Genomic DNA, 16,346 nt, shown 5'->3' on the forward strand with positions numbered 1-16,346 from the left:
TCAAGATTCATCCAGGAAAGCAGGCTCGAAAACTGGCTGAAATACTAACAATAAGTCAGGCTAATCTATTCATCGTCCGAAATGACCAAAGCGTCAATATATTTCCTCATGACCCGATCTTTTCTAACTTCATCTTCTGCAAAAATTTTCTTGACAAAATCTCCAACTTCAGTCAAAAATCCACTCCCGTAAGTTGACTCAATCAATAGAGTAAGCCATTCTTCGACAAATTCAGCAGATAGAAATCTTGCATCGCTTTCAAGCAGAAGAAGAACACAAGTAAATATCCGACCATCCACCTTACCGTTCAAATAAGGAATTACATTGATCATTTCAAGATAGGCAGCCTCGCGCTCAAAATCCTCACAGTCTGAACGGAGTAGAAGTAGGGACATTAATGAGTTAACTCCAGTGGAAGTGCCGACTCCCTCCCCCCTCGGAAAAACGCTCAAAATGCTTGATCTAACCTCGATAGCCGGCGCAACCATATTAGCAAGAACAAAAACTATCTCATCAGCACAAACCAAGGTGCTCTTTAGCACACCAGCCCACCCGTGCTCCATTCGAATGTAATCCACCTTGGCACTCAAATCCGGCGAGCTAATACTTGACTCCCAACGAAGTTCATAGTCTTCTTCAAGATCCGAAGCCAAACCTTTCGAATTGTATTGATTACCACCAATGGAAAGTAAAATATCACGATCCCCCTTACGACGAACAATACGTTGCATAGAAAGTAATTCAATGTAGCTAAACCAAGAATTACCTGCCATCTGCGACTTCCAGTATTGCAACAAAGAGCGCCACTCGTCCACGCAGCGATCATTACTCGACATGATTTCAGAAATAAATACTGGCCCCACGGAAAAAACGACAATTAGCAGAACTATGTTGGAGGCAAAGAATGCAAGCTGCGCAACCAATGTAGTATCCATCGGACGGTAGCCTTGATACGAATGCTGCTGGTGAAGATTCTGAGAGGAAAGAAACAGAATTTTCAATGAGCGAAGAGAAGATGCCCTTTCGCTTGGCTCCATAGCTCTTACAAGCTGCTCCAAGAAACTTACTACGGGAGCACGCTCGGCCAAGCTGGCATAAGCAGTCAGGGAAAACAGAAGTCCATATTCCAATTTCGAATTTGACGAAGTAAAGTCGTATTCTGCCAACCTCCTACGCGCGTCCAAACTCGTTATCGCTTTTAGCACATATCGAGCGACAAGATATTCACCAAATGTAGGATGGAGAAATTCATATGTCCGACTGCTTTGATCAGATTTTGATTTCGCCTCGCAAACAAAAAAGAATCTTCCAAAAGTTACTTCAGCCTCTGACAAAGTCGAATGAAAACCCTCACCAACTTGATAGCTAACCTCCATCTCTGAAGGCATGAGAACCGCAAAGTCATTGTTGAGCTCATCAACTGAGACCCATTGCCGACCCCGGTTAAACATGGCGATCGCAGCCACGGAAAGCCGGTACAGTTCTCGCTCGACTATTTGCCGGATTTTATCTTCCGGCAGCCTTGCGCCCCCATCACGAGAAATCACTTCACGCTGGGAAAATCTAGAAAGAAGTTTCTCATACAAATCAGATCTGCTTAGATTTGCAGATCTTCTCTGAAGCAAGTTACCGTCAGCATCATAGATTGCAAGCATCAGTAGCAGAAGGGGTTGCCTTGCCAAATCCCCATTGCGAAGCGCCGCTTCACACGTAAGCGGTTCAACTTTACCAAAAGAAAAAAGTGACCGATTAGCCCTATTCCAGGCAGTAAGCCAAAGTTCGACCTGATTATCCGAGAATGAGTCCAAACGAATGACAAAGGATCCTTTTGGAAAGCGCGTACTGTTAGCAACAATCGTTCTACTTGTAACAATTGCCGTTACCGGCCTGCCAAACCCAAGTTCTCTTTCTTGAAACTCCTGCACGAGTTCCAGGTAGTCTGACCTGTTGGCTCTAGTGCTTTGAATAAGCTCATCCAAGCCATCGAGCAGGATCACACATGGAACTTCTGGATTTACCCTAACTAAATCTAGCCACGTTGTAGATTCACCTGTAATACGGTGAAGACCTTCTTCTATCTGGCGTTGTATCGGCGCATTGGGAGATACGTGCCGCAGTTCAACTCTCACACACAAATAGCCAGAACCAGATAGCCTAGCGGCAAAAACTTTAGTCAATAGTGACTTACCTACTCCAGGCTGCCCGAGAATCACAATCGGCGACTCAAAATTGCTCACTAATCCGGCAAGGGCAAATTGCACGTCGCTGATCTGCTCAAGACTATCCCACCAAGACTCATACCCGAGCCTTGGATTACCTTCCTCTTCAACCTGAGTCACCCGACAACTAGGATTAACGTAACCATCAAGGACTCGTGGAAACTTAATATTGGATTCCAATGTGACACTATCACGATCAACTAGAGGCCAATCCAATTCAGCCATATATTTGATCGCCAAGCTCGATTGAGCATATTCAGCGTTGCCTTTATATGTGGAGCTCAAGATTTGCTCCACTGCTCCGAAACTACTTTGCAAACCACTTAGCTTGACAAACATTTCGTCAAGCCTTTTTGACGATTCATTGTGCAAACCACGAACATATTCACGAGTAGCTTGATGGTCATACAGATTTGACCAGATAAAAAACTCTTGAAATTGCGATGCAAGCTTAAGAAACAACGAATCATATTTATGCAATGCAAAGCTCGGAACTTGCTTTGTCATGGTCTTGGAAATCCGGTCAAATTTAGTAGAATCAAGAATTTCATGCACTTCGAGCCCCTTGAGGAGCTCAACAAATTTGACGGATAAAGTTAAGTAGAAAGATTCCAGCCTTTTACGGTTTTCCTCAAAAGGAAACGCCGCCGAGGGTGCTGGTATCTCGGCGTCCAAAAAGATCTCAGCGAGACTCAGCAGATGAGAAGAGGATTCGTCGCCGCCAGCAAGGTAGGTGTATCCGCGCTTATCCAGTTCTAAGGATTTAATATCCAACCCAAGATCTAGATCGTCAAATGCTTCAAAATACGCACTCATAGCCAGTACAGAGTGTGCCGCAAGCAGACGCTCTGTTCTGACACGTGCATCCCTTTCACCAGAAAGCTTTTTCTGTACTTCAGGCCAAACTTGCTGAGCATGACGTAAAATATCATTCTTGGGTCCAAAAAGTCCTAACAAGGCAGGAACTCCCGCTACCGCCCCTACGGCCAATCCCAAACTTGAGAGCTTGTCAATTGCACTTAGCACCTTGCTCTCTCCACCCAAAAGTTTGGCTGCTTTTGCGTAGGATACGGCTTGTCGACTCATAGAAGTAGCATCGCGTAACCCCGACCGCGCGTTACCTGTGCGACTATTCGAGAAACTGCCGAACCGTGCTCTATGGGATCAAGGCACGCCGCCTGCGGCGGCGCGCTCTGGGCCTGGCACCTACCAGCGTGGGCACGCATCCGTCCCGGCCTAGCCGACCTCCGCTTCGCTGCGTCGGCTGGCCGGGCGGCGCGGCCCCGACGCGGCTGGGCAGCGCGCCACCACAGACAGCGCACAGACCTATCTGGCGGCAGCACCAGGTCAGGACGATCGCGCGCATGGTCGGCCTGATCGAGTTGGGCACGGCGATCGGCGCCCGCCGACGCTTCGCGCCAGCGGCCAATGAGCCCTGGTCAGTCAGTAGCGTCTAGCTCGACAAGGGGGCCGCGTGGACGCGATGAGCAGGTATCTCGACTGTGTGGAGAAGGTGCTCTGCGAGCACACCGACCAGAGGGAGGGCCAGGCGTACTACAACGCCGTGCGCATGGTCTGGCCGGAGCATCAGCACGAGATCGTTGGCACCGAACGCGACTGCTTCAACGATGACCGGAGGCTGCCCGCGTTCCTCGACTGGGTCGAGCAGGTGCTGTCCCAAGACATCAGGAGCGCGTCGAACCGGGTTCCGTGACGATGCTCGCCGACACCCCCACGCCAACGGCCACCGCTTCTGCTACCGCGAGGCTTCCGGGCGCAGGAACCTGCGGACGTCGGCCGCGAACCCGCGCATCTGCTCCCCCGCCTCCAGCGTCAGTACAACTGAGGCGTTCCACCGGCCGACAGACTCTCGCCACGGCGCGACAGTCCAGGTCATGTCGACATGTCCCCATGATCGAAACTTCGCCGTCACTTCGAGGTCGGAGTCAGTGCTGCGCCACGTCCGCGTGCCCTCCCACCCCGTGAAGCTCTCTGCCACTTCCTCCAGGAAGGGGGAGAACTCGTCAGCCCAGATTCCCACGGTGACGTCGTGAACTAGCGCTCGCAACCCCAAAGCGCCGATCTCGATACAGACCCGGACAGAGCCGTCGCCCCATGGATCATGGCGATTCCACAACCGTACCCACGCACCAGAAGAGCACTCCAACGCTACGGCGGTGTCCCCATCGTCATCCGGGCTGTACTCGCACTCCACCTGGGCAGGCTAGCTGCGGGCGGCGAGCTGGCACCTTCGATTAAGTGCGGACGCACCCCGCTACGCCATGATCGACCACGGCCACTGACTCTGGGGGATCAGGCTCGTATCGGGGTGACGCCCGCGGAATGGTCGGTCGGTTCTGCCGGTTCAAGATCATCAAGTCGTGCCCCTCGCGTGCCCCATCTCAGGGTCAGGAGGGGTAAATCGGGGGCACTGGCGGTCAGTGGCCGTGGTTACGCCGCAGGTCAGAGAGTTGGCTGGTCAGGGGCTTGATCATTGCCAGACCTTCCAAGCTGGTCATGCCGGTTCGATCCCGGTCACCCGCTCCAACGTGAAAGCCCAGGTCACATGGCATCTGCTGTGTGACCTGGGCTTTGTTTTGTGGGTGGGACCGTGTGGGCCTCTCCTGGCTGTCTTGTGGCTTTTGTCCAGGGCTCGGTTTTACGGTGCCTGCATGAGTGGTCCTGGGGTGGGCGTGTTGGAGTGGGTCGCTGGGGTTGTTGGGGCGGGTGTTGTGGGGGTCTCTTCGTTGCGTGGAGTGGGTGGGCCCTGGGTTGTGGGGGTTCGGGGTGGGGAGGCCGTGGTGGTGAAGGTGGGAGTGCGGGAGCGGGTGGTGGGGGAAGTTGCTGCGCTGGGGGTGGCTGGTGCGGGTGGAGTTGCTGTGCCGCGGGTGGTGGGGGTGGGTGAGGTTGGTGGGGTGTTCGTGGTGGTGAACACTGTTGTTGTTGGTAGTAGTCGGATTCCGCGTGGTGTTGATGTTGGGCGGTTGCGGCAACTGGGGAGTGTTGCCGCGCGGTTGGGGCAGATCGAGGTGGAGGTTAGTGAGGAGTTGCCGTTGCGGGTGCGGTCCATTGAGGACGTGGACTTCGCGGTGGAGCGGCGGGGGGTCGCCGTGTGGGAGGCGGCTGAGGAAGTGGTGGCGGGAGTGGGGGCTCCTGGTGGGTTGGTGGGGTTGGTGGGGTTGGTGCACGGGGATTTGTGGCAGGGCAACACGATGTGGAGTGGTGGAGTCCTGAGTGGGCTGGTGGATTGGGATGCGGCCGGGGTGGGGAGTTCCGGGATCGACTTGGCGTCGTTGAGGATCGACGCGGCGATCCTGTACGGGGACGGGGCGGCCGATGTGGTGTTGGAGGGGTGGGAACGGGAGGCCGGGAGTGCCGCTGAGGACGTGGCGTACTGGGATCTCGTGGCCGCGTTGAGCACGCCGCCGGACATGGGGGGGTGGGCGTCGACTATTCAGGAGCAGGGGCGAGAGGACCTGGCCGCTGAGGTGATGACTGAGCGGCGGGACGCGTTCCTGCGTGCGGCGCTCGCGGAGTGGCGGTAGAGCGGCGCAGTTCCACGGCCAGCCAGGCGCAGCCCGCGGCGATGAGGACGCCGTGGGCGATGCGGAACGGGGCCGGGGTGAAGAACTGGGGGATGAAGAGGGCGAAGCCCGCCGCGAAGGGGATGGCGGACCACTTCGGCGAGGTCGCGGTGTGCCAGACATCCACGGCCGTGGTGATGGTGCCCGCGGCGATGAGGAGTAGGCCCAGTAGGAACATCGTTGCGGCTGCTGGGTTGTAGCGGATTTGGTCGACCATGCCTGAGAGGGCCGTGGTGCCTGAGGTGAGGGTTTGTTCGCCGATGGCGTGCAGGCCGAAGACCTCGGCTCCGTAGTACGGGAGGGTCAGGCCCACGCCCAGCCAGGTCAGGAGGAAGGCTGTCCTGCTCGCGTTCAAGGCCAGCAGGCCCAGGGGCAGCAGGATGAAACCGAGTACCGCTGCCAGGTGGGCGGCGATCCAGGACCAGGTGCCGAAGGAACGCAGGCCGTCGAGGGTCGACTCGTCCACGTAGGGCCTGAGCAGTGGGTAGATGAGGAAGAGCAGGGCGGTGGCGGCGAAGGCCAGTGAGCCCTGGCGTGGGGTGATCATGAGCGCTCCTGGAGTCGAGGGTCACTTTAGAGAGCAGTGCTCTCAACGCAAGGAGAAGTGTGGGGGCGAGGAGTCGGCGAAGTCAAGAGCGGTGCTCTCTTTAGTTTCAGGTGCTCTAAAGTGAGCCTCATGACCCCACGGCAGCGTGCGCGCGAGCAGGCGATGAGCGACATCAAGCGGATCGCGCGGGAGCAGCTCGCTGTGCAAGGTGGGGCCGCGTTGTCGTTGCGGGGGATCGCGCGGGAACTCGGGATCGTGTCGTCGGCGATGTACCGGTACGTGCCCAGTCGGGATGAGTTGTTGACCCTGTTGATCGAGGACGCCTACAACGCGGTTGGGGACGCTGCCGTGGCGGCGGACGCCCGGTGTGAGCGGGGTGATCTTGTGGGGCGGTGGAAGGCTGTTGGGACCGCGATCCGGTTGTGGGCCGTGGGGTCGCCGTCGGAGTACGCGCTCATCTACGGCAGTCCGGTTCCTGGATATGCGGCTCCGCCCGAGCGCACGGTGGGGCCGGGGGTGCGGGTCACGATGCTGTTGATCGATCTGATCAGGGCGGTGGGGTCTCCTCCTACGGCTGCTGGTCCGGTGGTGCCGGAGGTGGTGCGGGCGGATTTTCAGGGGATTCGGGAAGCGCTGGGTGTTGCCGTAGATGACGATCTGCTGGCTCGTGCGGTGCTGGCGTGGACGGCGTTGTTCGGGTTGATCAGCTTCGAGCTCTTCGGGCAGTTCGTCGGTGGGGTACACGATCACGCGGCGCACTTCGACCACCAGCTCGACCGGCTCGCGCTGCTGATCGGGCTGGTCAGCGGCGCCTGAACGACGTTTGCGCGGCGTACCCTCGGTTTGGTGAAGCACCCCCAGGCGCACCCGGCCGTGGAGCAGATGAGGCTCACCGAGGTGATGAGCGCCCTCAGCGACCCCATCCGGATCGGGCTGGTGCGCGTGCTGGCGGACGGTGGTGAACGCGGCTGGAGCGAGCTGCGGGCGCCGGTGGCGAAGTCGACGTTGAGCCACCACCTCAAGACCCTGCGCGCGGCCGGGTTGACGTGGACGCGGGAAGAGGGCACGCGGTGCTTCGTCCGCCTGCGTCGCGAGGACGTCGACGCGCGGTTCCCCGGACTGCTGGACGCGGTGCTGGCGGCGGCCGCCGTCGAAGATGTCGGTGATCACGTCGGGGTCGCGACGGCCCTCTGACCGACCGCCGCGATGTCCTCTTGTTGCGGCACAAGACATTCACGGCCCGGCGCAGGTCCGGGCAGGTGTGCGGCCCGTTCGGGCACGGCAGTTCTGCTGGTGGTTCTGCCTGGCATTCCGCCGTCACCTTCGGTGCAGTGGGGTTCCAGAGGAACGGGGAGGACTCCACGGTGCAGCAGGTTGTGGTCGATTTCCGCGTCGAGCCGCCCGTCGGCGACGAGCGCGCCGCGCTGCTGACCGCGTCGTCCGGCGCGCTGTTCCGGGGTGACCACTGGGTGCTGCGCGCGGGTGGCTCGGCGGTGATCGGGTTCTGCTGCTCGGCGGGCACGCGGTTGGGCCGGGTCACGCTCGTGGGGTCGCCGCGGGCTGGAACCGGGCGGCCGGTGGAGATCCGCATGGAGGCCAACGGCACCCTCGTCTGGACGCGGGAGGGCCTGCCCGGCACACGGACGCGCGAACTGGAGCGCTTCGACATCCCCGCGTCGGTGCTGCGGCCGGGCCAGAACGCCCTGACCGTGCGGAACTGCGGGTCCGAGGACTCGGTCTACCGGCTGTACAAGGTGTTCTTCGAGCCGCTGTCCTAGGCTTCCCGCATGCGCTTGCAGCAGATCGTGGTCGACTGCCGCGACCCCGCGCGGCTGGTCCGCTTCTGGGCCGCGCTGCTCGGTGGCGAGCCGGTGGACCGGGCGTTCGGCTGGTCGCACGTCGAGCCGCACGGGTGGCCGCGGCTGTCGGTCCAGCCGGTGCCCGAGGCCAAGGCGGTGAAGAACCGGCTGCACCTGGACGTCGAGGTCGACGACATCGAGGCGGGCGCGGCCCGGTGCGCGGCGCTGGGCGGGTCGACGGTCGGTGAGGTCGTGACGGACGAGTCCGGCTCGTTCCAGGTGGTGCTCGACCCGGAGGGCAACGAGTTCTGCCTCGTCATCCCCGCCCGACGGCCTTCCACAGCTCCTGGCCGAACCTGATCGCCAGCAGCACCAGCAGCACCCCGAACGTGAACGTCACCAGGCACCGCAGGACCACCCGCCACGCGGGTCCCTTCATGGCACTCCCTACCGGTCGCGGAGATCCGTGCGCGCAGTTTCGCCGAGCGGACGCCCGGTGACCAGACCCGATGGTGGAAATTCCGTCGCGGACGGCCGCCGCGGCGCGTATGACTTCGGGGTATGGGCCTGACGATCCGCACGCTCGCCGAAGAGGACTACCCGACGTTCCACGCCGTGCTCGTCGCGGCGTTCCTGGACGACCCCCACGAGTCGGACGCGGCGGACGAGCGGCCGCTCTTCGACCTCGACCGCGCGCACGGCGTGTTCGACGGCGAGGAGATGATCGGCACGGCGGCCGTCCTGCCCAGGGACCTCACCGTGCCGGGCGGTCCGGTGCCCGCCGCCGCCATCACGTCGGTGGGCGTGAAGCCCGGCCACCGCAGGCGGGGCGTGCTCACCCAGCTCATGCGGGCCCAGCTCCACGGCCTGCACGACGAGGGGCTGGAGGCGTTCGCGACGCTGTGGGCGTCGGAGGGCTCGATCTACGGCCGCTACGGCTACGGCGTGGCCGCGCAGGTCACCGACCTCCGGCTGCCCCGCGGCGCGGCGTTCCACCCCGGTGTCGACGTCGGCGACGAGCGGGTGCGGGAACTGCCGCGCGAGGAGGCCATGCCGCTCGTGCGGGCGATCTACGACCGGGTAGCGCCGACGCGCGTCGGGCACCTGAGCCGCACCCAGGCGTCGTGGGACCACCACCTCGCCGACGAGGAACGCCACCGCGACGGGCTGACCAAGTACCGGTTCGCGCTGCTCCCCGACGGGTACGCGGTGTACCGGGTCAAGATCTCGTGGACCGACCGCGGGCCGGAGAACGAGGTGAACCTCCGCGAACTGGTGGCCGCCGACGACCGGACCTACGCGGCGCTCTACCGGTACCTGCTGGACCTGGATCTGGTCGGGGAGCTGCGCTACTTCACCGGCTCGGACGACCCGGTGTTCCACCTGCTGCGCAACCCGCGGCTGGCGCGCCGGGCGAACCGGGAGTCGCTGTGGGTGCGGGTGGTCGACCTGGACCGGGCTCTGGTGCAGCGGTCGTACCTATCCGATGTGGACGTCGTGCTGGACGTGGCCGACGAGTTCTGCTCGTGGAACGCGGACCGCTGGCGGTTCACCGTGAAGGAGGGCGAGGCGACCGTGCGCCGCGTCACCGACGAGCCGGACGTGGCGCTGGACATCAGCGCCCTCGGGGCCGCCTTCCTCGGCGGCACACGGCTGACGACCCTGGCGAAGGCCCAGCACGTGCGGGAACTCACGCCCGGCGCGGTGCGGGCGCTCTCGCACGCGTTCGTCGGCGAGTCCGCGCCCCACTGCCCGGAGGTGTTCTGACGGCGGCCCCGCGCGGGTGATCCACGCCGCCGGGGGAACCGGCGACCGCGCCTCCTCGTTGGACGGGTATCTACCTCAGGAGGCACCGGTGGGCACAGTCGTGTTGCTCGCGATCGTCCTTGTGATCCTCGGTGGTGTCCTCTACCTGGTGAAATCCAGTGCGGACACCAAACGTCGGGAGCTGGAGGACGCGAAGTCCGAGGCCCGGCGCTGGGTCGAACGGCTCGGCGGGCAGGTGATGAACCTGACCGGCACCGACCTCGCGTCCCAGCAGGCGATGGCGGACGCGTCCGAGCGCTTCACCGCGGCGGGGTCGCAGATGGAGCAGGCTCAGACGAAGGAGCAGGCCCGGCAGGTCACGCAGACCGCGATGGAGGGCCTGTACTACGTGCGGGCCGCGCGGATCGCCATGGACATGGACCCCGGCCCCGAACTGCCCGACCTCACCGGCCAGAGCCGCGCGGGCTCGGTGTCGGAGGACCGCGACGTCACGGTCGAGGGCCACGAGTACGCGGCCTCGCCGAAGCCCGGCTCCCGCACGCCGCACTACTACCCCGGCGGTGTCGTCGCGGGTCGCCCGGTGCCGCAGGGCTGGTACAGCGAGCCGTGGTGGAAGCCCGCGCTCGTCGCGGGCGCGTGGGGCGTGGGCTCGTTCCTGTTGTTCGACGCCATGTTCTCCGGGATGCACGGCTACTCCGGCGACGCGCTGAACGCCGCCTACGCGGACGGCTACCAGGACGGGGCCGACGGCGGTGACGGCGGCGACGCGAGCGGGTTCGACAGCGGTGACAGCGGCGGCTACGACGGTGGCGGCAGCTACGACGGCGGTTATGACGGCGGGTTCGACTCGGGTGGCTTCGATTCCGGCGGATTCGACGGCGGCGGGTTCGACTTCTAGGTCAAAATCGCCGGATGAGTGATCGCGCGTTCCCCCCGGCCCTCGCCGCCGCCTTGGCGGTCGACTTCGACTACCTCGACGGCGAGGGCGTGGACTTCGAGCCGTACGACCAGTTCGAGGCGCTGGAGGAGACGGCCTACTGGCTGCCCCTCTGGACCGAGGCGAAGCTGGACCCGGCCGACTTCCGGATGTTCGGCAGCGACGGCACCGGCGGTTACGCCGGGCTGTGGTCCGGGGCCGTGGTGTTCTTCGGTTCCGAGGGCGAGGCCGGGGTGGTGGCGAGCAGCATCGGCGACTTCCTGTGGCTGCTCGCCGACGGCTCGGGCCCCATGGAGGCCGTCGAGTACCCCGAGCAGGAGTCCAAGCCCAGCCCCGAGTTCACCGCCGTCGCCGAGCAGTGGTCCGACACCCCGCGCAAGACCGCCGCGGAGGTCGTCGCTGAGGCGAGGGCCCGGTTCCCCGACTTCGTCGAGATGGTCACGGGCCCTCACTCCGGCTGACAGGTCGGGCACCAGTAGAGGTTGCGGCCCGCCAGGTCGCTCATCGCGACCGGCGTGCCGCACACCAGGCAGGGCATCCCGGTGCGGCGGTAGACGTACACCTCGCCGCCGTGCCGGTCCTGGCGCGGCGCCCGCCCGGTCGCCTCGGGCAGGTGCTCCGGCCGGACCGTGTCGATGCGGCCGACCTTCACGCCGTCGCGCATCAGGAACACCAGGTCCGCCCAGAGCAGGTCCCACAACGCCCGGTCGATCCCCTGACCGGGCGTCAACGGGTGCACGCCGTGCCGGAACAGGACTTCCGCCCGGTAGACGTTGCCGACGCCGGAGAGCACCTTCTGGTCCAGCAGCAGCACCGCGATGGGCGTGCGGGACTTGGCGATCCGGGTGAAGCAGCGCTCCGGGTCGGCGTCGCGGCGCAGCGGGTCCGGGCCCAGCCGCGCGTGCACGGCCGCCACCTCGACGTCCGTCAGCACCTCGCACGCGGTCGGCCCGCGCAGGTCCGCCCAGTGCGTGCTGCCGACGACCCGCATCCGCACCTGCCCCACGGGCTCGGTCGCGGGCAGCGGGTGCTCGTCGAACGTCCCGTACAGGCCCAGGTGGACGTGCACGGTGGCGTCGGGGCCGTAGACGTGGAACAGGTGCTTGCCGTGCGCCTCGGCGCGCTTGAGAACCCGACCGTCCACAAGGGACGCCGAGGACGCGAAGCGCCCCTGCGGGCTGGACACCTCGACGGGCTTGCCCGCGAACCTGCGCTGGTGCAGCTTCGCGAGCCGGTGCAGCGTGTGGCCTTCGGGCATGTCAGGACAGCGGCGGGACGACGTGGGTGGTCTCGTACTCCGCGAGGATCCCGATGCGGCGGGCGTGCCGGACCTCGGTCGAGAACTTGGTCGTGAGGAACGCCTCCACGATCGCGGTGGCCTCCTCGGTGGAGTGCATCCGCGCGCCGACGCCGATGAGCTGGGCGTTGTTGTGCTCGCGGCACAGCGTCGCGGTCTCGACGCTCCACGCCAGCGCGGCACGGGCGCCGGGCACCTTGTTGGCGGCGATCTGCTCGCCGTTGCCGGAGCCGCCGATCACGACGCCGAGGCTGCCCTCGTCGGCGACGACGCTGGTGGCGGTGGCGATGCAGAAAGCCGGGTAGTCGTCCTCGGCGTCGTAGACGGCCGGGCCGACGTCGACCACCTCGTAGCCGGAGGCCGTGAGGTGCTGGACGAGGTGGGACTTCAGCTCGAAGCCCGCGTGATCGGATCCAAGGTAAACGCGCACGTCCGGGGAGTCTGCCATCCCGTGCCGGCAAGCTTGCAGGATGTTCGGTCAAGAGGGGTACGGGCTGCGGCTCGAATGGGGCGGCGAGGGCGTCGCCGCACTGGGCGGACTGTGCGCGGTGCTGGTCGTGGTCGACGTGCTGTCGTTCACCACCTCGGTCGACGTGGTCGTCGGACGGGGCGGCCGGGTGCGGCCCGTGCGCTGGCTGGACCGGACGTCCGCGGCCCCCGCCGCCAACCCGGCGTGGACCCTGCGGCCGTCGTCGCTGGCCGACGTGCCGCCCGGTGAGCTGCTGGAACTCCCCTCCCCCAACGGCGCGACCCTGTGCGACCTCGCCGCGGGCACCGGCGCGACCGTGTTCGCCGGGTGCCTGCGCAACGCCGACGCGGTCGCGGCCGCGGCGCTGGAGGCCGCGGACGGGCGGCCGGTCGGCGTCATCCCGGCGGGCGAGCGGTGGGGCATCGACATCAACACCACCAAGTCGGAGCAGTTCTTCGGCCCCCTGCGGCCCAGCGTGGAGGACTTCCTCGGCGCGGGCGCGATCCTGTCCGCCCTGCTCGAGCTGGCGCCGCTGCGGGCGTCGGTGGAGGCGCGGGTGGCGGCCGACGCCTACCGCGGCACGGGGTCGCGGGTGGCCGAGGTGGTCGCCGACTGCGTGTCGGGGCGGGAGCTGATCGGGGCCGGGCACGCCGGTGACGTCGACGTGGCGACGCGGGTCAACGTCAGCAAGGCCGCGCCCCGGCTGGTGGACGGGGTGTTGCAGGGGTGAGGCCCGCGGGCCCCACCCCCACGCGTCAGCCGTTCGGGGTGGTGATGACCGAGAACACCGACCCCTGCCCCGCGATCCGGGCGTTCAGCTCGTCGATGATGGTCTCGATGGGCACGTAGTTGTTCAACTCGCCGAGCTGGCAAGGCCCGGACCGGGACTGCTGGCCGCCCTCCAGGATGCCGAGCGCGGTGTGGTCGACCTGGCTGAACAGCGGTCCGCCGCTGTCGCCCGCACGGGCGCACAGGTCGGTGTTGATGCCGACGTCGGTGGAGAGCACGCGGCCGCATCGCGTGCCGACGAGGTAGTCCTGGCCCGCGCCGCTGTCGACCGAGTCCGGGTAGTTGTAGGCGCTGGAGCCCGATCCGGTGGCGCACACGATCCAGCCCGCCTTGATCTCGGCGAGCGTGTGCGTGCCGGTGATCTCCTCGTCGACAGAGGTCGCCTGCTGGCCGCAGGGGGTGTCGCCGTTGCTGTCCAGACCGCCGTTGCGGCAGTACTTGAGCACCCGGTTGCGCCCCGTCTGGCCGTCCAGCCACGTGGTCGTGGTGGCGGCGTCGAGGTACGGCAGCGCCGCGTAGTCGTAGGGGTAGAAGTTCTTCTCGATGCCGTGCTGCTCCAGCACGTCGACGCCGTTGTGCTGCGTCGGCGTGTAGTTGGTCTTGGTCGCCATGCAGTGGCCCGCCGTCAGCACCCACGCCTTGCCGGGGTACCCGCCGCCGTTCGAGCGGAGGTTGAAGCCGCTGGTGCAGCCGCCCCACGTGCCGTTGTCGCGCTTCATGTCCAGCCGCAGGCCGCCTCGCATCGGGCCGTACCCCGTGCAGTACAGCGGGTGGCAGAAGCCCCAGTCCACGTTCGGGGTGGTCGCCAGCGGCTTCGGCTGGGCCAGCGTCCGCACCACGGCGACACCGGGTTCGGCCTCGACCGCGCGCTTGGCCACATCCGCGGCGGCGGACAGCCCCGCCGACTGGGCGACCCACGGCCGCTCCCACACCACGACCTGGTTCTCCGCCTCGCTGACCGCGGGCAGGTGCACCGCGTCGGGACCGGCCCCGACCCGCGCGGCGATCCGCTTCCGCGCCTCCGTCAAGGCCGCCAACGAGTGCCGCACCGGCTTCGTGCGGACGTGGGACCGGTCCGGCAGCGCCGCCAGGTACCGGTCGGCCGCCTCGGGCCTGGTCATCGCGACGACCAGCTCACCGCCCGCGTCCTGGTCGATCCACATGCCGCCGTACTCGGCGCCCGCGTCGCGCCGCAGCACCTCGTCCAGCCCGTCGGCCTGCCGTTGCAGCTCCAACCGGCGCAGCGCCTCCTGCTCGGAGACGCCGTACGCCTTCACCAGGTACCGCACGGACTCCCGCGCCGACTCCGGGTCCACCGACTTCGGCGCCGCCCCGCCCGAAGGGCTGAGCGCGCCCGTCATGGCGGCGACCAGCGCCACCACGACCCCCACACGTCCGACCTTGACCACGAAATCCCCCTGTCGGCAAACGGAAACAGGGTCACTCCAGCAGCCACCACCCGACCGGGTGGGACGAACGGGGAAGGTTGGATCCGTTGGGGCAGCGGGGGTTGGTCCGGATCAGCGCTGGATCGACTTGACTTCGCAGAACTCGTCGAGGCCGAAGCGGCCGAACTCGCGGCCGTTGCCGGACTGGCGGTAGCCGCCGAAGGGGGCGCTGGTGTTGAACGCGCCGCCGTTGATGTCGACCTGGCCGGTGCGCAGGCGCTTCGCCACGGTCAGCGCGCGCTCGGGGTCGGCCGAGAACACCGCGCCCGCGAGGCCGTAGATGGTGGCGTTGGCGATGCGGACGGCGTCGTCCTCGTCGGTGTAGGGCATGACCGACAGGACCGGGCCGAAGATCTCCTCCTGGGCGATGGCCATGTCGGTCGTGACGCCGCCGAACACCGTGGGCGTGACGTAGAAGCCCTGCTCCAGCGGGGCGTCCGGGCCGCCGTGCGCGAGGGTCGCGCCCTCCTCCACGCCCTGGCGGATGTAGCCGACGACGCGGTCGCGCTGGGCCGCGGACACGGCGGGGCCGATGCGGGTCGTGGGGTCGGCCGGGTCGGCGGAGCGGTACTTGGCGGCGGCCGCGGCGGCCAGGTCGAGCGCCTCGTCGTGGCGGTCGGCGGGCACCAGGAGCCTGGTCCACGCGCTGCACGCCTGGCCGTTGTTCATGAACGCGTTGGCGACGGCGATCTTCACCGCGCGGCCGAGGTCGGCGTCGTCGAGGACGACGCACGCGGACTTGCCGCCCAGTTCGAGCGCCACGCGCTTGACCGTCTCGGCGGCCAGCGCGGAGACGCGGCGACCGGCCTTGGTGGAGCCGGTGAACGACACCATGTCCACGTCCGGGTGACTCACGAGGGCTTCGCCGACGACCGGGCCGGTGCCGTGGACCACGCCGAACACGCCGGAGGGGAGGCCCGCGGCGGCGACGACGGACGCCAGCAGGTCGGCGGTCATCGGGGCCAGCTCGCTGGGCTTGAGCACCACCGTGTTGCCCGCGGCGAGCGCGGGGACGACCTTCGCGACCATCTGCTGCAACGGGAAGTTCCACGGCGTGATCGCGGCGACGACGCCGATCGGCTCGCGCAGCACCAGCGAGTTGCCGATCTCCTCGCCGTCGAAGTAGCCGTTCTCCAGCACGTCCGCCACGCCGTTCGCGATCCCGATCGGGTTCGGGACCTGCACCTTCGTGGCGAACGTGAGGGGCGTGCCCATCTCGGCGGTCATCGTGGACGCGAACTCGGCGGTGCGCTCGGCCAAGCCCTCGGCGATCCGCCGGACCACCTTCACCCGCTCGTCCACGGACGTCGCGGACCAGGTCGGGAAGGCCGCCACGGCGGCGGCGACCGCGGTGTCGAGGTCGGCGGGCGTGCCCGCGACGACCGTGCCGATCACCGCTCCGGTAGCCGGGTTGACGACCTCGATGTCCATGACCCACTCCCTGTGACACCGGAAACGCGGAACGCCCCCAGGGTGTCACATCCGGGGGC

General features: G+C 65.4%; 18 protein-coding genes. 10 read left to right on the plus strand and 8 right to left on the minus strand.

Annotated elements, in window-relative coordinates:
• Nucleotides 1-65: 65 nt before the first annotated feature.
• Nucleotides 66-3,305, minus strand: a complete 3,240-nt coding sequence (locus tag ACFWW9_RS19610; RefSeq protein ID WP_390379386.1) for an NACHT domain-containing protein — start codon at nt 3,303-3,305, stop codon at nt 66-68.
• A gap of 388 nt (nt 3,306-3,693) precedes the next feature.
• Here ACFWW9_RS19610 and ACFWW9_RS19615 point away from each other — a divergent pair, with 388 nt between their 5' ends.
• Nucleotides 3,694-3,933 (plus strand): hypothetical protein, encoded by a 240-nt coding sequence (locus ACFWW9_RS19615; protein WP_390379389.1) that lies wholly within the window; start codon nt 3,694-3,696, stop codon nt 3,931-3,933.
• A 42-nt stretch (nt 3,934-3,975) separates the two neighbouring features.
• Here ACFWW9_RS19615 and ACFWW9_RS19620 read toward each other — a convergent pair whose 3' ends face one another.
• Complete coding sequence (locus ACFWW9_RS19620) at nt 3,976-4,434, minus strand: DUF6228 family protein (protein ID WP_390379392.1); 459 nt, start codon at nt 4,432-4,434, stop codon at nt 3,976-3,978.
• A 583-nt stretch (nt 4,435-5,017) separates the two neighbouring features.
• On the opposite strand from ACFWW9_RS19620, the gene ACFWW9_RS19625 reads away from it, so the two are divergent.
• Nucleotides 5,018-5,764 (plus strand): phosphotransferase, encoded by a 747-nt coding sequence (locus ACFWW9_RS19625; RefSeq protein WP_390379394.1) that lies wholly within the window; start codon nt 5,018-5,020, stop codon nt 5,762-5,764.
• Here the strand turns inward: ACFWW9_RS19625 and ACFWW9_RS19630 are convergent.
• On the minus strand, nt 5,670-6,350 hold the full coding sequence (locus ACFWW9_RS19630; protein ID WP_390379397.1) for a hypothetical protein: 681 nt from the start codon (nt 6,348-6,350) through the stop codon (nt 5,670-5,672). The two genes, ACFWW9_RS19625 and ACFWW9_RS19630, sit on opposite strands and share 95 nt — an antisense overlap.
• Nucleotides 6,351-6,479: 129 nt before the next feature.
• Between ACFWW9_RS19630 and ACFWW9_RS19635 the strand changes: the two genes are divergently transcribed.
• From ACFWW9_RS19635 to ACFWW9_RS19650, 4 genes are all read left to right on the plus strand, one after another.
• Nucleotides 6,480-7,166 carry a TetR/AcrR family transcriptional regulator gene (locus tag ACFWW9_RS19635; protein WP_390379400.1) on the plus strand — a complete coding sequence of 229 codons (687 nt, stop codon included), beginning with the start codon at nt 6,480-6,482 and terminating at the stop codon, nt 7,164-7,166.
• A gap of 30 nt (nt 7,167-7,196) precedes the next feature.
• Nucleotides 7,197-7,544, plus strand: a complete 348-nt coding sequence (locus ACFWW9_RS19640) for an ArsR/SmtB family transcription factor (RefSeq protein ID WP_390379402.1) — start codon at nt 7,197-7,199, stop codon at nt 7,542-7,544.
• A gap of 170 nt (nt 7,545-7,714) precedes the next feature.
• The gene (locus tag ACFWW9_RS19645; RefSeq protein ID WP_390379405.1) at nt 7,715-8,128 is read left to right on the plus strand and encodes a hypothetical protein; all 414 of its coding nucleotides are present in this window, start codon (nt 7,715-7,717) and stop codon (nt 8,126-8,128) included.
• Nucleotides 8,129-8,137: 9 nt separating this feature from the next.
• Complete coding sequence (locus ACFWW9_RS19650; RefSeq protein WP_390379408.1) at nt 8,138-8,509, plus strand: VOC family protein; 372 nt, start codon at nt 8,138-8,140, stop codon at nt 8,507-8,509.
• On the opposite strand, the gene ACFWW9_RS19655 is transcribed toward ACFWW9_RS19650, so the two are convergent.
• Nucleotides 8,466-8,588 carry a hypothetical protein gene (locus ACFWW9_RS19655; protein WP_390379411.1) on the minus strand — a complete coding sequence of 41 codons (123 nt, stop codon included), beginning with the start codon at nt 8,586-8,588 and terminating at the stop codon, nt 8,466-8,468. The two genes, ACFWW9_RS19650 and ACFWW9_RS19655, sit on opposite strands and share 44 nt — an antisense overlap.
• Before the next feature lie 122 nt (nt 8,589-8,710).
• Here ACFWW9_RS19655 and ACFWW9_RS19660 point away from each other — a divergent pair, with 122 nt between their 5' ends.
• The 3 genes from ACFWW9_RS19660 to ACFWW9_RS19670 all read left to right on the plus strand — a co-directional run bounded on the left by ACFWW9_RS19660 (nt 8,711) and on the right by ACFWW9_RS19670 (nt 11,314).
• On the plus strand, nt 8,711-9,916 hold the full coding sequence (locus ACFWW9_RS19660; RefSeq protein WP_390379414.1) for a GNAT family N-acetyltransferase: 1,206 nt from the start codon (nt 8,711-8,713) through the stop codon (nt 9,914-9,916).
• 88 nt (nt 9,917-10,004) lie between these two features.
• Nucleotides 10,005-10,814 (plus strand): hypothetical protein, encoded by an 810-nt coding sequence (locus ACFWW9_RS19665; RefSeq protein ID WP_390379417.1) that lies wholly within the window; start codon nt 10,005-10,007, stop codon nt 10,812-10,814.
• A 14-nt stretch (nt 10,815-10,828) separates the two neighbouring features.
• Nucleotides 10,829-11,314 carry an SMI1/KNR4 family protein gene (locus ACFWW9_RS19670; RefSeq protein ID WP_390379420.1) on the plus strand — a complete coding sequence of 162 codons (486 nt, stop codon included), beginning with the start codon at nt 10,829-10,831 and terminating at the stop codon, nt 11,312-11,314.
• Here ACFWW9_RS19670 and ACFWW9_RS19675 read toward each other — a convergent pair.
• Both ACFWW9_RS19675 and ACFWW9_RS19680 read right to left on the minus strand, forming a co-directional pair.
• Nucleotides 11,302-12,111, minus strand: a complete 810-nt coding sequence (locus ACFWW9_RS19675) for an Fpg/Nei family DNA glycosylase (protein WP_390379423.1) — start codon at nt 12,109-12,111, stop codon at nt 11,302-11,304. The two genes, ACFWW9_RS19670 and ACFWW9_RS19675, sit on opposite strands and share 13 nt — an antisense overlap.
• 1 nt (nt 12,112) lies before the next feature.
• Nucleotides 12,113-12,580 (minus strand): ribose-5-phosphate isomerase, encoded by a 468-nt coding sequence (locus tag ACFWW9_RS19680; RefSeq protein WP_390379426.1) that lies wholly within the window; start codon nt 12,578-12,580, stop codon nt 12,113-12,115.
• 40 nt (nt 12,581-12,620) lie between these two features.
• Between ACFWW9_RS19680 and ACFWW9_RS19685 the strand changes: the two genes are divergently transcribed.
• A complete protein-coding gene (locus ACFWW9_RS19685; RefSeq protein ID WP_390379429.1) occupies nt 12,621-13,349 on the plus strand; it encodes a 2-phosphosulfolactate phosphatase in 729 nt (242 codons plus the stop codon).
• A 25-nt stretch (nt 13,350-13,374) separates the two neighbouring features.
• Here ACFWW9_RS19685 and ACFWW9_RS19690 read toward each other — a convergent pair whose 3' ends face one another.
• Together ACFWW9_RS19690 and ACFWW9_RS19695 are read right to left on the minus strand one after the other, a co-directional pair.
• Nucleotides 13,375-14,817, minus strand: a complete 1,443-nt coding sequence (locus ACFWW9_RS19690; protein ID WP_390379432.1) for a hypothetical protein — start codon at nt 14,815-14,817, stop codon at nt 13,375-13,377.
• A 111-nt stretch (nt 14,818-14,928) separates the two neighbouring features.
• Nucleotides 14,929-16,287 carry an aldehyde dehydrogenase family protein gene (locus ACFWW9_RS19695; protein WP_390379436.1) on the minus strand — a complete coding sequence of 453 codons (1,359 nt, stop codon included), beginning with the start codon at nt 16,285-16,287 and terminating at the stop codon, nt 14,929-14,931.
• Nucleotides 16,288-16,346: the final 59 nt, after the last annotated feature.

Source organism: Umezawaea sp. NPDC059074 (assembly GCF_042738955.1).
GTDB lineage: Bacteria > Actinomycetota > Actinomycetes > Mycobacteriales > Pseudonocardiaceae > Umezawaea.

Excerpts from the sequence above, each read along its gene's own strand:
- ACFWW9_RS19610 (WP_390379386.1), bottom strand. The coding sequence starts at position 3,305 with ATGAGTCGACAAGCCGTATCCTACGCAAAAGCAGCCAAACTTTTGGGT.
- ACFWW9_RS19630 (WP_390379397.1), bottom strand. The coding sequence starts at position 6,350 with ATGATCACCCCACGCCAGGGCTCACTGGCCTTCGCCGCCACCGCCCTG.
- ACFWW9_RS19635 (WP_390379400.1), top strand. The coding sequence starts at position 6,480 with ATGACCCCACGGCAGCGTGCGCGCGAGCAGGCGATGAGCGACATCAAG.
- ACFWW9_RS19650 (WP_390379408.1), top strand. The coding sequence starts at position 8,138 with ATGCGCTTGCAGCAGATCGTGGTCGACTGCCGCGACCCCGCGCGGCTG.
- ACFWW9_RS19655 (WP_390379411.1), bottom strand. The coding sequence starts at position 8,588 with ATGAAGGGACCCGCGTGGCGGGTGGTCCTGCGGTGCCTGGTGACGTTC.
- ACFWW9_RS19660 (WP_390379414.1), top strand. The coding sequence starts at position 8,711 with ATGGGCCTGACGATCCGCACGCTCGCCGAAGAGGACTACCCGACGTTC.
- ACFWW9_RS19670 (WP_390379420.1), top strand. The coding sequence starts at position 10,829 with ATGAGTGATCGCGCGTTCCCCCCGGCCCTCGCCGCCGCCTTGGCGGTC.
- ACFWW9_RS19675 (WP_390379423.1), bottom strand. The coding sequence starts at position 12,111 with ATGCCCGAAGGCCACACGCTGCACCGGCTCGCGAAGCTGCACCAGCGC.
- ACFWW9_RS19685 (WP_390379429.1), top strand. The coding sequence starts at position 12,621 with ATGTTCGGTCAAGAGGGGTACGGGCTGCGGCTCGAATGGGGCGGCGAG.
- ACFWW9_RS19695 (WP_390379436.1), bottom strand. The coding sequence starts at position 16,287 with ATGGACATCGAGGTCGTCAACCCGGCTACCGGAGCGGTGATCGGCACG.